This window comes from Halomonas sp. TD01 (genome assembly GCF_923868895.1).
Classification (GTDB): domain Bacteria; phylum Pseudomonadota; class Gammaproteobacteria; order Pseudomonadales; family Halomonadaceae; genus Vreelandella.
Map to the genome: position 1 here is coordinate 3,833,037 of NZ_OV350343.1, position 13,099 is coordinate 3,846,135.

General features: G+C 53.4%; 12 protein-coding genes and 1 pseudogene. 5 read left to right on the plus strand and 8 right to left on the minus strand.

Features of this window, described 5'->3' with window-relative positions:
- The first annotated feature begins 171 nt into the window (after positions 1–171).
- The 4 genes from ptsP (at position 172) to pgi (ending at position 7,684) form a co-directional block, all read left to right on the plus strand.
- Positions 172–3,039 (plus strand): phosphoenolpyruvate--protein phosphotransferase, encoded by a 2,868-nt coding sequence (gene ptsP / locus L1X57_RS17440; RefSeq protein ID WP_009723686.1) that lies wholly within the window; start codon positions 172–174, stop codon positions 3,037–3,039.
- Entirely contained in the window at positions 3,039–4,010 is a 972-nt protein-coding gene (gene pfkB, locus L1X57_RS17445; RefSeq protein ID WP_009723687.1) for a 1-phosphofructokinase, read from the plus strand. The genes ptsP and pfkB overlap by 1 nt, the downstream gene beginning before the upstream one ends.
- Positions 4,007–5,743 carry a PTS fructose-like transporter subunit IIB gene (locus L1X57_RS17450; protein ID WP_009723688.1) on the plus strand — a complete coding sequence of 579 codons (1,737 nt, stop codon included), beginning with the start codon at positions 4,007–4,009 and terminating at the stop codon, positions 5,741–5,743. Before pfkB ends, L1X57_RS17450 begins: the two co-directional genes overlap by 4 nt.
- A gap of 276 nt (positions 5,744–6,019) precedes the next feature.
- Positions 6,020–7,684, plus strand: a complete 1,665-nt coding sequence (pgi, locus tag L1X57_RS17455) for a glucose-6-phosphate isomerase (protein WP_009723689.1) — start codon at positions 6,020–6,022, stop codon at positions 7,682–7,684.
- A 125-nt stretch (positions 7,685–7,809) separates the two neighbouring features.
- Here the strand turns inward: pgi and L1X57_RS17460 are convergent, their stop codons facing one another.
- The 4 genes and pseudogenes from L1X57_RS17460 to L1X57_RS17475 all read right to left on the minus strand — a co-directional run bounded on the left by L1X57_RS17460 (position 7,810) and on the right by L1X57_RS17475 (position 10,146).
- Positions 7,810–8,205 carry a GFA family protein gene (locus tag L1X57_RS17460; RefSeq protein ID WP_039869181.1) on the minus strand — a complete coding sequence of 132 codons (396 nt, stop codon included), beginning with the start codon at positions 8,203–8,205 and terminating at the stop codon, positions 7,810–7,812.
- 58 nt (positions 8,206–8,263) lie between these two features.
- Positions 8,264–8,629, minus strand: a pseudogene (locus L1X57_RS17465) (glyoxalase superfamily protein).
- Between the two features lie 90 nt (positions 8,630–8,719).
- Positions 8,720–9,403, minus strand: coding sequence for an HAD family hydrolase (locus tag L1X57_RS17470; protein WP_009723692.1), 684 nt, complete (start codon positions 9,401–9,403; stop codon positions 8,720–8,722).
- A 164-nt stretch (positions 9,404–9,567) separates the two neighbouring features.
- Positions 9,568–10,146: a TetR/AcrR family transcriptional regulator gene (locus L1X57_RS17475; protein ID WP_009723693.1), complete on the minus strand. Its 579-nt coding sequence runs from the start codon at positions 10,144–10,146 to the stop codon at positions 9,568–9,570.
- Between the two features lie 119 nt (positions 10,147–10,265).
- Here L1X57_RS17475 and L1X57_RS17480 point away from each other — a divergent pair, with 119 nt between their 5' ends.
- Complete coding sequence (locus tag L1X57_RS17480) at positions 10,266–10,748, plus strand: HPP family protein (protein ID WP_009723694.1); 483 nt, start codon at positions 10,266–10,268, stop codon at positions 10,746–10,748.
- Between the two features lie 101 nt (positions 10,749–10,849).
- On the opposite strand, the gene L1X57_RS17485 is transcribed toward L1X57_RS17480, so the two are convergent.
- From L1X57_RS17485 to L1X57_RS17495, 4 genes are all read right to left on the minus strand, one after another.
- Positions 10,850–11,305, minus strand: coding sequence for a hypothetical protein (locus tag L1X57_RS17485; RefSeq protein WP_009723695.1), 456 nt, complete (start codon positions 11,303–11,305; stop codon positions 10,850–10,852).
- Positions 11,306–11,632: 327 nt separating this feature from the next.
- Positions 11,633–11,821, minus strand: coding sequence for a hypothetical protein (locus L1X57_RS17490; protein ID WP_009723697.1), 189 nt, complete (start codon positions 11,819–11,821; stop codon positions 11,633–11,635).
- Positions 11,822–11,929: 108 nt separating this feature from the next.
- Complete coding sequence (locus L1X57_RS18835) at positions 11,930–12,064, minus strand: hypothetical protein (protein ID WP_009723698.1); 135 nt, start codon at positions 12,062–12,064, stop codon at positions 11,930–11,932.
- 311 nt (positions 12,065–12,375) lie between these two features.
- Entirely contained in the window at positions 12,376–13,032 is a 657-nt protein-coding gene (locus L1X57_RS17495) for a hypothetical protein (protein WP_234667816.1), read from the minus strand.
- Between the last annotated feature and the right edge of the window lie 67 nt (positions 13,033–13,099).

The window sequence follows — 13,099 nt, forward strand, 5'->3', positions numbered from 1 at the left end:
GTCTAGAAAGACAACCCTTGTGTCTTTAAGTGAATCGATTCAGCATACAACTAATCATAGATGACTCGATTCATCCAGCTAAGCTTAACGCCCTAAGACTAACGTTTAAGCACGATCACGCCGCTCATTGCAGATATTACCGTTGCCTGACAGCGTTTACAGGAGAACCTTATGTTAACACTCGGCCCAGATGACATCTTGCTCGACCGCCATGCGGACGACTGGCAAGCTGCACTCGACATCGCCGCTAAGGCGCTAACGGATGCGGGCTTAGTTGAGGCCGAGTACCGTGATGGCCTCCATGCTCGTGAAGCGCAGTCGTCAACATACCTTGGTAACGCGATTGCTATTCCACACGGTACACCGGAAAGTCGCCAGCATGTAAAAAGCACCGGCGTACGAGTGCTGCAGTTCCCCAAAGGCGTTCAGTGGCATGACGGCCAGACGGTCTATGTTCTGGTAACTATTGCGGCGCAAAATGACGAGCACCTGGATATTCTGCGCCAGCTGACCCATGTGCTGGACCGTGATGGCGTCGCCAACCAGCTCGCCAACGCTAGCTCAGCTGTCGAGGTATCGCGCTTGCTGTCTAAGCCTGCGCTTGAACCGCGCCTGGATGCCGATACGCTATGCATTAATTTCCCCGCTCGTGACCCTCAAGAACTCGCCCTGGCCGCTGCCGCACGGCTTCGCCAAAGTGGCTGTGTTGATAACGCTTTTATTAGTGCCATCGCCAGTGCTTCCCCCCAATGGCTGGGCAAAGGATTTTGGTTGGCAAGCCACGTCCAAGGGGTGACACAACCCGCTCTAGGCGTTGCCACGCCAGCCGATCCTAAACTTGAGCATGGCGGTCACCCAGTCCATGCACTGTTCTGTTTAGCGGCCAGCGGCGATGCCCACCGTCCACTGCTGGAACAGCTATTAGCCGTGTTGGAGAACGGCGAAAGTGATAGCTTGGTGGGCAAAAGCAGCGCACAGCTGCTGGCCACGTTGGCGGGTGAAACCGCCAGCACTCAGACTCGGCGCGTGCGCGTCTTGAACCCCCACGGCCTGCACGCTCGTCCAGCGAAACAGCTGGTACAAGTCGCCCGCGCGCAATCAATGCCGATTAACGTACGCCTTGAAGAAGGCAGTGCCTCCACGGTTTCTGCCGCCAGCCTCACCAAAGTGATTGGCTTGGGAGCACGGCGTGGCCAGTGGCTGATTCTTTCTGCCGAAGGTGAGCAGGCAAGGGCTGCACTGGACGCCGTTTCCGCTGCGGTCGAAGAAGGCTTGGGCGAGAAAGTAACGCAGTTCGACGGCGGCTTTGATGCCAAGTCGGTTACTAACACGAGCAAGGCCGTTGAGCCGTTAGTCGCCGATGCGCCCCACACCGGCGTTGCCGCCTCGCCGGGCTTAGCCATTGCACCGGTGTTTGTGATTCGTCCAATGCAGTTCGACTATGCTGAACACGCCAGCGACCCCGAACAAGAAATTAGTCGCCTGAAAGTGGCACTCAAAGAAGGCGCCGCTCAATTACAGGCACTGGTGCACAACGCCCCTGGCGGTGAAGTGGCCGACATTCTCTCAATGCACGAAGAGATGCTAGACGACCCCGAGTTGCACCACGCTGCCATTGATGCGATTCGTGAAGGTCGTTCAGCAGAAGCCGGTTGGTGGAATGCCATTGAAACCGCCGCCCACGCTCAGGAAATGCTCGCCGACCGCCTGCTGGCCGAGCGCGCCGCCGACCTGCGCGACGTAGGCCGCCGCGTGCTGGGCGTATTGTGCGATGTTCAACTGCCCGAGCCACCTGACCACCCATACATTCTGGTGATGGATGACATCGGCCCTTCCGACGTTGCCCGCTTGGATACCTCACGCGTACGCGGACTTTTAACCGTGCGTGGCGGTGCTACCGCTCACAGTGCCATTCTGGCTCGTGCGCTGGGCATTCCCGCTGTTGTCGGCGCCGGTGAAGCCGTCATGGCGTTGCATAACGGCAGTATGATGATTCTGGATGGTGAACGTGGGCGGGTTACCTCCCAGCCTTCCGAAGAGCGCCTGCAGCGCGCGGAACAACAGCTTCTCGACCAGCAGCAGCGCGAAGCCGATGCCTGGGAGCTACGTTTTGAGCAAGCCCAAACCCGCGATGGGCATCGGGTAGAAGTGGCAGCCAATCTGGGTAACACCGCCCACGCCGCCGATGCAGTAGAACGGGGTGCCGAAGGCGTTGGCCTGCTGCGCACCGAGTTCCTGTTTATGGCCTACTCAAGCGCACCGGACCTAGCCACCCAAATTGCCGAGTACCGCGAAGCCACCGACGCCTTGGAAGGCCGCCCACTGGTCGCGCGTACTCTGGATGTAGGTGGCGACAAGCCGCTGCCCTACTGGCCTGTTCCCCAGGAAGACAACCCCTTCCTGGGCCTACGCGGCATTCGCTTAGCGCTGACCCAGCCGGAAGTGCTGGAAACACAAATCCGCGCGCTGCTGATGGCAGCTGTCGGCCGTCCGCTACGCATCATGCTGCCGATGGTTAAGGATGTCGCTGAATTCCGCGCCGCCAAAGTCATCTATGACCGCCTGCTTAGCGAAATCCCACCACAGCAGCGCGCCACTGATGTGCAACTGGGCGTGATGATCGAAGTGCCCTCCAGCGCACTGCTAGCACCTACGCTGGCGGCCGAGGTGGACTTCTTCTCCGTCGGCACTAACGATTTAACTCAGTACACCCTGGCCATCGACCGCGGCCACCCAGAGCTTTCTGCCCAAGCCGATGGCTTGCACCCCGCCGTGCTGCGTTTGATTCAAATGACCGTCGATGCCGCTCATGCCCACGGCAAGTGGGTCGGCGTATGCGGCGAGCTAGCCTCGGACGCCATGGCCGTGCCAGTACTGGTAGGGTTAGGCGTTGATGAGCTTTCCGTCAGTGCGCGACAAATTCCGCTAGTCAAAGCGCGCCTGCGTGAATTTGATCTTGCCGATGCAAAAGCCACTGCCCAATTAGCACTGAGTAAAGCCACCAGCGATGAGGTGCGTGACGCCCTGGAGGCCCGCTAATGGCCCAGGTAGTGTGCATTACACTCAACCCCGCGCTGGATTTAGCGTTCAACCTTGAAACGCTGACACTCGGTCATGTGAACCGCCCCCACAGCGCCCAGTTAGAAGCCGCGGGCAAAGGCGTTAACGTAGCACGAGTGCTGGCCAGTTTAGGCCATCAAGTGATTGTTAGCGGCTTTCTCGGCCAGGATAACGACGCGCCGTTCAGCTTGGCATTCCCCCACTACGGCGTGGAAGATGCCTTTGTACGAGTACCCGGCAGCACGCGCATTAACGCCAAGCTGGCGGAACAGAGTGGCCGCGTCACTGATATTAACGGCCCCGGCATGCCGATTGAGGCTGCCCACTTAAATGCTTTACAAACTACCCTAGACGATTTGTTTCAGCGCCTCGCTCCGCCCCAGGCGGTCGTCGTTGCCGGTAGCCTTCCACCGGGTATTGATCAGCCGCTGTTTGCTGAACTACTGACCACCCTAAAAAGCTATGGCGTACCACTTTGGATAGACACCAGTGGCCCGGCACTGCTAACCGCCATTGCCGCTCAGCCTGCGGCTGTAAAACCTAACGAAACGGAACTCGCTGACTGGGCTGGTGGCAATCTTGAAACTGATGCGCAACGCCAAGCCGCCGCTAAACGCCTGCACGCCAGCGGCATCGAGCAAGCGCTGATTTCCGCAGGTTCAGAGGGCGTTTTATGGGTTAGTTCACAGGGCACTTGGCAATCTACCCCACCTAGCGTCAACGCCACCAATACCGTTTGTGCGGGCGATACCTTTTTGGCTGGCATGCTTCATGGGCTGCTCAGCGACTTCGCCCCACAAGACACCCTTCGCTTCGCAACGGCACTCTCTGCCGAAGCGGTTCGCCACGTCGGCGTGGGCACCCCCCACGCCGACGACTTTGACTTACTCCAACAACAGACTTTGGTACGGCGTCTTGACGACACCATCACCGAGGGAGCCACGCGATGAACCTGATTCTGATTACCGCCTGCCCCAGCGGCATGGCGACCACCTTTTTGGCCGCCAAGCGCCTTGAACAAGCGGCCACACGGATGGGCTGGAGCGCTCATGTGGAAATGCACGGCGAGATTGCGCCGCTGCAGGCTGCCACCGCCGAGCAAATTGCTAATGCCGATTTAATTGTGGTGGCCGCCGATCACGTTCCCGCCCCGGAGCGTTTTGAAGGCAAACGACTTTTCCAGGCCCCGATTGCCAGCGCCCTGCCCGACCCCAGCGCCTTTTTAGCTCAAGCCAAGCGTGAAGCACCGATTTACACTGCTCCTGCAACCCCTACAGCTGCTGCTACTCCGGCGAGCAACACGGGTGGCAAGAAGATTGTCGCTGTTACCGCTTGCCCCACCGGCGTTGCCCATACCTTTATGGCCGCTGAAGCGCTAGCCGAAGCAGGCAAAGCCATGGGGCATGCCATTCGCGTGGAAACCCAAGGCTCAGTGGGCGCTCAGGATCATTTAACCGAACAAGAGATCGCCGACGCCGACGTGGTCGTACTGGCCTGCGATATCGACGTTGACCCAGCGCGGTTTGCAGGCAAGCGTATTTACCGCACCTCAACCGGCAATGCACTAAAAAAGCCACGTCCCACTCTGGAAGCCGCCCTTGTTGATGCTAGCGTAGAAAACGCCAGCAGCGGTTCGGGCAACGCCAATAAGAGCGTTAAAGAGAAAGGCGTTTATAAGCACCTACTCACTGGCGTGTCGTTCATGCTGCCTATGGTGGTAGCGGGTGGCTTGCTGATTGCGCTCTCGTTTGTCTTCGGTATTGAAGCCTTTGAACAGGAAGGCACACTGGCCGCTGCGCTTATGCAAATTGGCGGTGGTACCGCCTTCGCGCTAATGATTCCTGTGCTGGCAGGCTACATTGCCTACTCCATCGCTGACCGCCCCGGCATCGCCCCAGGCATGATTGGCGGGATGTTGGCGGCCAACATTGGCTCCGGGTTTATTGGCGGTATTTTGGCAGGCTTTCTGGCAGGCTACGTAGCCCTCGCGGTTACCCGCTACGTTAAGCTGCCCTCCAGCGTTGAATCGCTCAAGCCTATTCTGATTATCCCGCTGGTGGCCAGTCTGGTCACCGGCCTGACGATGATCTATGTGATTGGCGAACCTGTCGCTGCATTGCTGAATGCGCTGACCAGCTTCCTGGCCTCTATGGGCTCTACTAACGCGGTACTGCTGGGCATTCTATTGGGCGCAATGATGTGCTTCGATTTGGGCGGCCCCGTCAATAAAGCAGCTTATACCTTTGGCGTGGGCCTGTTAGCTTCGGAAACCTACGGCCCAATGGCAGCGATCATGGCGGCAGGCATGGTGCCAGCAATTGGCATGGGCATTGCCAGTTTCGTTGCACGCAATAAGTTCTCTGCACCAGAGCGCGAAGCAGGCAAGGCATCATTTGTACTGGGCATGTGCTTTATCAGTGAAGGGGCCATTCCCTTTGCGGCGAAAGACCCGTTGCGGGTTATCCCAGCGTGCATAGTGGGCGGTGCGATTACCGGCGCGCTTTCCATGCTGGTAGGCGCGAAACTAATGGCACCTCACGGTGGTATCTTTGTTCTGCTGATTCCCAACGCCATTACCCCTGCACTACTCTACCTTGGCGCGATTATCATCGGCTCGCTGGTAACCGGCTTAGGCTATGCCTTTATTAAACGCGGCGCCGCTCAAGTTGCCGTTGCAAGCTAAACTCGCAAACATCAGCGCGGGGTAAATGCTTAACCATCAATCACAAACGCTGGGTAGGTTTCTGCCTGCTCAGCGTTTTTTTCTCCACACATGTCCTTCAGCACCCAATAGCAACGGTTTATTACTTATTTTTAAGCTATTAATCGCTTATTATTTGCTTAAACTGGGGTTTTATGTAGTATTTTTACACAAATAGTCTCATAAATAGAACAAGGCACGAGCCAGAACACAGTGTTCGTCACTTAATAATGATCTAAAACAACAGGACCGCCTTCTATGTTTCAACTCACCCGCAGCGTTACCTGGCAGGCACTTGAACGCCTGCGTGACAAAACCGCCAACGACCGCATTCGTGATTACTTCACCAATGACCCGCAGCGCTTTGAAAAAATGAGCCTACGGGTGGGCGGCCTGTTCCTGGATTACTCCAAGCATCACGTCTCTGATGAGGTACTCGCCAAACTGTTGGAATTGGCTGACCACTCTGCCTTGGTTCAGCGTCGTGCGCAGATGTTCTCTGGCGACATTATCAACGTCACCGAAAATCGCCCGGTACTGCATACCGCACTGCGCAATTTAAGCGATGAACCGGTACATGTAGACGGCAACGATGTGATGCCGGAAATCAATCGCACCCGGGAACAAATCAAGCAGTTCTCAGAAGCGGTTAGAAGCGGTGAGTGGAAAGGCTATAACGGCCAACGCATCAAAGACGTGGTCAATATTGGCATTGGTGGCTCAGACCTTGGCCCCAACATGGCCGTACGCGCGCTACTCAAATACCGCCACCCGGAACTGCACTTCCACTTCGTCTCCAACGTCGATGGCACCCATATTCAGAAGGTGCTTTCACGGCTAGACCCGGCGACCACGCTGTTTATCGTTTCCACCAAAACCTTCTCTACCCAGGAAACCCTGCTTAACGCAAAAACCGCACGGCGCTGGTTCGTGGAAAATGCCGGTGAAGATGCCGACGTAGGCGCCCACTTTATTGCCGCTTCCACTAACCGCAAAGCGGCGATGGAGTTCGGCATTCGTGAAGAGAACGTGTTCGAGTTTTGGGCCTGGGTAGGCGGCCGCTACTCCATGTGGTCATCAATCGGCCTGCCGATTGCGCTTTCGGTTGGTTTTGAAGGGTTTATCGAGCTGCTGGAAGGCGCTCATGAGATGGATCGCCACTTTATAGAAGCGCCCTTCGCGCAGAATATGCCAGTACTGATGGCGCTGATTGGTATCTGGTACATCAACTTTATTGGCGCCGAAACCCAGGCCATCGTGCCCTACGATCAAGCCCTCAACCAACTACCTTCGTTTCTGCAGCAGTTGGATATGGAGTCTAACGGCAAATCAGTCGATATTTTTGGCCACCCGGTTAACTACAAAACCGGCCCGATTGTTTGGGGGCAAACAGGCTCCAACGGTCAGCACGCTTTCTTCCAGCTACTACACCAGGGCACCCGCTATGTGCCGATTGATTTTATTGCCTCGCTAAAACCCGAGCCCGGCGTGGAAGACCACCACTTCGCCTTGCTTACCAATATGCTCGCCCAAGCCAACGCCTTTATGGAAGGCAGCCAAGGGGACAGCAAAGAACTTAGCCAGCACGACCCCTACAGCTGCCCCGGTAACCGCCCTTCCAGCACGCTACTGCTGGACGAGCTAACGCCGAAAAACCTCGGCGCGCTAATTGCCCTCTACGAGCACAAGGTGTTTGTGCAAGGCGTTATCTGGAACATCAACTCGTTTGATCAGTGGGGTGTGCAGCTTGGCAAACGCATTGCCGGTGAAATCAGCGAGCGTATCGACACTAATGCCGCGGACTTCGATACCTCTACCCAAGGTTTGTTGGAACTGGTACGCGCCCACTTTCCCAGTGGCGATAGCGCAAAGGAAAGCGCGCCAGCCAGTGCTGATAAAAAGCCAGCCAGGAAGAAGCGTTAAGCGGAGGGTTGGGTAAACGTTAGATAAAAAACGCCTTGGCTTTTCAGCCAAGGCGTTTTTGGTTTGATCTTTGATGCCAGTATCGACACTGGCTGGAGGCAATCAGAAGCCCCTAGCCGCCTAAATTAATCCGGCGTGAATTGCTCAAAGACCTGCTGTCCGGTCATTTTTTCTGTTTGGTTATTAAACTCGTAATAACCGGGCTTCTCATCAATGAATATTTCGCTGATAAGCTGGAACGCCTGATCCTGGAACAGGCCTGCCGGAAGAATATACTCATTGCTGGGTAGCAGGTGATAGAACAGATGCGTCCCGCAGGTTGCGCAGAAGCCCCGCTCCGCCCAATCAGACGAACGGTAAGCGGCAGGCTCAGCACCAGAGAATTCCACCGAACCACCGCAATGCACAGCGAACATAGGCCCACCCGACCAACGCCGACATAGAGAGCAATGACAAACACTGACCTGCTCGTGGTTAGGCGCAGTCACTTCGATGGAACCGCAAAGACATGTGCCTTTCATTGCAAACTCCCTTACCGTTAGCCCCCCATTACAGTTGCTCTTGTGATGCCGACGAGAGCTAAGCTGCTGTAGGCTCATTGAACAATATTCTGTTGGAAAACGGATCTACCACTTCAAACACCCTATCGCCCCACGGAGCTGTGGTTATTTCCGGTCGGCTAAACTTCTAACCACGGGCTAAAATCTCGCGGTACAAGCCTTCAAGATCATCAGTATTCACAAACGTTTTAGCGCCAGGGGAGCAATCCCCAGAGTGTTCACTGAGATGAAAAACCAGATCACCTCGGGATACCTGCATATAGACAGGAAAGTCTGCTTCGAAGCGATGCTCCCAATCAAGCGACATCCCCAAAAACTCAAGATAGAACGCCTTGGCTTTAGATTCATCAAAAATTCGTATAATCGGAATGGCCTGAAAATGCATTTATGCTCTCCTTACAAACAGCGCTTTAACGAATGGCTAGCCAGCTCTGGTTAGAAAGCCTAAAGCCCTCTTTACCCTTAGGCGTTCGATTTAAACAGGAGCAGAATCGCTCTCTACGCCATAGGCATGGCGAATATACTCAACGGCTTCAGCCATGCCATTAAGAACCGCTGTCGCTGAATGAAAGTTTTGCTGTTTAGACATTTCCGTGGGTAGTGCCAAGCAGCTTATGCCAGCTCGAAAGGCGGCTTCAAGACCATGTTGTGTATCTTCAATGGCGAGACATTCATCCGCAGCAACGCCAAGCCGTTGAAGAGCCAGAAGATAGCATTCAGGTGCGGGCTTGCTGTCTCGGACATCATCGCTAGAAACAATCGTAGAGAACTTATCTTCAAACCCATTGGCCTGCAGCGTTTTTTGAACACCATTTGCACTAGCGCCTGTCACCACTGCCAGCTTCAAACCTTTACTGTGGAAGTAAACAATAGCCTCTCGTACGCCAGGCATTAGCGGGAATGCTTGGTTAGCAAGGTAGTCCTGCGTCGCGGCGTTCTTCGCTTCTATAAGTTGATCAGGGGACGCATCAATCCCAAACCTCTGCACCATATCCAGGGCATTGGCACGCGTTGGCAGGCCTGCATAGTAGGTTTTGTACTGCAGCTCGGACAATTCAAAGCCATATTGGCTCAGAATGTGTACCCACATTTGAAAATGGATGTGTTCAGAACTGACGATCGTCCCATCGTGATCTAGCAAAATTGCGCGAAGTGCCACAAGACCTCCTAGAAATAGAGCGTTTAAAACCCAAGGCAAAGCTACTATCGCATGAGCTGCAAGATTGAAAATATGACAAGCTAATTGTTTTGTACTTCGAGTCGGAAACCACAAGGGTGTTTACGAGTAAGCTATTCACTCACTGCCCTGAAAAAACGAAAACATTAAGACTCCAATCTTGTCCTCAGCAACTCCTTAGCGATTGCTTTGGCTTTTACGGCAGCTTTTAAATCCCCCATCACGTGGGCCTGAACAGTCGCCCCTTCTTTTAAAGTAGCTACCGCTTCCGACAACGTAGTCACCGTTTTTTCATCAACGAATATTTGTGAAATATACCCGCTTATCAAGCCAAGCATGGCTCTTTTATGGCTAGCGCACTGTTGATGCACGGGATGACTTAAGTCACTGAATTCAGCACTGACATTGATGAAATAACAACCATGAAAAGGATAAACTAGCTTCTCTCTCTCATTAAACCAATCATCTAACGCATCGAACAAAGCAAAAATTGCGCTTTGTCCATCAGGTGCGCCCTGCGTGCGCCCTTTAATCCAGGAAGAAAATTGTCGGTCACGATAGTCAACCGTTGCAGCGATAAGGGCTTCTTTACTGGAGAAATGATGATATAGCGTTTTTTTTGCCACACCAGATTCAGCAATGATCCGGTTGATACCAATGGCATGCACCCCATAGCGATAAAATAGGCCAAAGGCGACCGAGACTAACTGCTCTCTTCTTTCCACGGCAAAACCTCTCTTTCATTTTAGTGCAACATATTGACGCGCAGAGACCGATCTGTCTACCATACCCAGGTAGACAGATCGGTCTCCTTTGTTTCAATTTTTAGCCCTAGGGTGCATCCATGAAAATTTCCCAGTATTTACCTGTTCAACAGAAAGCAGCCCTGCTCGCTGGCATTGGAGCGACCGGGTGCATAACAGCGCTCAGCTTTCTAAGTTCACACAGTGACGCGTTATGGCTAATGGCCCCCTTTGGCGCCACCATGGTGATACTGTTTGGATTACCCGCCAGCCCATTAGCCCAACCACGCAACGTGATTGCGGGTCACTTAATAACAGCGGCGTTAGGACTGATGGTGGCTCATTTCTTTGGTGTGTATGAATGGACACTGGGCTTAGCAGTCGGTTTATCGATAGTCGCTATGATGCTTACCCACACCATCCACCCGCCTGCAGGTGCTAATCCCCTACTGATTATGCTAGCGGGAGAGCACTGGCATTTTTTGATCACTCCCGTAGCGTCTGGAGCCCTTCTGATTGTGGGATTCGGATACGTGTTTCACCGGTTTATTTCAGGGCAACCGTACCCCAAGCAATGGTTTTAGTAGAAGAGGATCGTAGTGCAGAACCAGTGTTCATAAGCAATAATCTTAATCCGTTTGTTCGTGGCATGCTTAGCTGTGCTTTTGAGTGCTTTTATTAGCACTCAAAAACCACTGCCCGCATACTTTATCTTCTTATATAGTTCACCGATAAGTTTGACTCCCACTATCAAGCCCACACCAAGTACAATGACGACGAGAGAACCATAGGCAATACTACCTGACCAGATCCACTGACTAATCGCTGCGCCAATATGTTGCAAAGTGAGATAAACACCTATCAGAAAACTACCTGCACGGACTAGGCCTAGTTCGTGCAGTGATAACTGAGAGTCAGCGTTATTAGCTGGATGAATTTTATTAGCCAGCGGTTCTGCCACTAGCCAAAGTACAGCGCCGACAATAAGAGGCATAACCATCATTGCTATCAGGGTGGCTAACCACTCGTCATAGGATTCTGTCGAGCCTGGGCCAAACAGCATCGGCGCTAGGGCAAGTAGCGGATTAAGCGCAATATACAGCGCTAAAATGCGTAACAAGATAATAGAGAAAGCTTTCATAGAATATGTTCACACTCCCTGTGACTTACATCGATATAAACGCCACATGATGAATAACGGCGGCTGACGATATTATCCTAGTTATTTACCACCACTATTTCACTTAAAACAGTGACCTCTCTTCAAGCACACTTAGCCAAAGTGCACCTGAGACATAAAAAAATACCCCTTGGCACTTTCGGGCCAAGGGGTACCAGTTACGTCAGCAACATCGCCTCGTTTTTCAGTTCGACGCACAGACCTACTACCCGGTCGATGGCTTGCCGGCTGAAGAATGCTAGGCTTGAACATATCGTCCAGGCGATTGGCGAACAGCACATCACGCATTCAGCCTTTCAACTGGTCATGATCGGCTTGCACAAGTTGCGCTTTTACCCAGTCAGGCACCTCACCAAACTGTAAGGTAAGCAACCGCATAGTTTCACGTGCTTCAGCTAAGCGCCCTTCTTGCCGACCTTCTTGACGCCCTTCCAAGCGTTCTTTCTTGACCAAGTTTTCTAAGTTCTCTGCCAACATGTCTTTATCCTCCATCAGGCTGTCAAGCCGATCCAGTTTGACCTCTGTGCCCAACCGGTACAAATGTCGCTTGAGCCAGCGTGGCGGCGCTACCCCTTAACACACCACTCAGGGGGTGACATCGGTGGTAGAGCCATCGGGGAGCTGTACGGTTTGTGTGACTAGCCAGACGATATCGTTGGTGAGCTGGGCGGTTTGCGATGCTGACAACGCAATACGGTACCACTGACAGTCTACTGCCATGGATATCCATTAAACAGAAACATAACGCCGTAACCAATAATAGCAAAGGTGATTACTATTCCTCTTGCCACAGGCCCATCCGATAAATCAGCACCACCTCCTCCAACATTCATATTTTTATCGTATAAAAACGCCACGATTAACTGCCAAAACAATCCATGCCCAATACAAACGCCAGAGAAAAGCTCCCACTCCCCCCAACCCCCCAAAACTTAATGACAGCATTTATCATAGCCACTATAGCCAAGGTAATTGAAATATATAAGCGGTAGCGATTACGCCACTGACCCCATGCTGAGTTACTGTCTGGTTTACTCATCTTCCAGCCCCAGCATGTCTTTTCCATTATTTAAAACCGTATTCCAAACCCCAATCAAATCAAAGGTTGCATTCAACCTGCTGGCCTCCACCTTTGATACCCCCCTAGCCTTTGCATACGCTTCAAAACCAAACATCAAAGCTTCTTTCGAAACTGCATCAGTAATTTCTCCTTTTAAGTACCCTGATAACAAACTTGCCCCCATACCCATTGTCGCAACCCCAGCACCTACAGCTCCAGCAGGGTTCATTACCACCCCGACAGTAGCCACCGTACCTAAATCACCCAACGCCTTGGCATCCACGGCCCTCTCCCATGCCTGCGCTGCAGGGTCGCTATGGTCAATGTTAGCGTTCCGTCTGACGCATTCTGCATCTCCACATGAAAAATGCGGTACGTGGTAAATCTTGCCATCCACCACATAGCTGACCGTGTAACGGCCTTCTTCATCCAGCGGTCGACCCGTCAGACGGTCTCGCGGCTGACCAGGGGCTGCCTCTTCTGGTGGTAGCTGATAGACAAGCGCCCGATAGGGCGAGCCTTCCCCACCCGTCTGCTCGATGATGTAGCTGATCAGCTCAGGTGGCGTGTTCTTCGGTATTTGCTGGATCAGATAGCGCGTCGTGCCGTCCTCTCCGGGGGTTGCCATCCAGTCGACGTCACCCCCAGATTGAGTAGCGCTACACTTTAGAGTCCGATCCTATGCTAAGGAGATT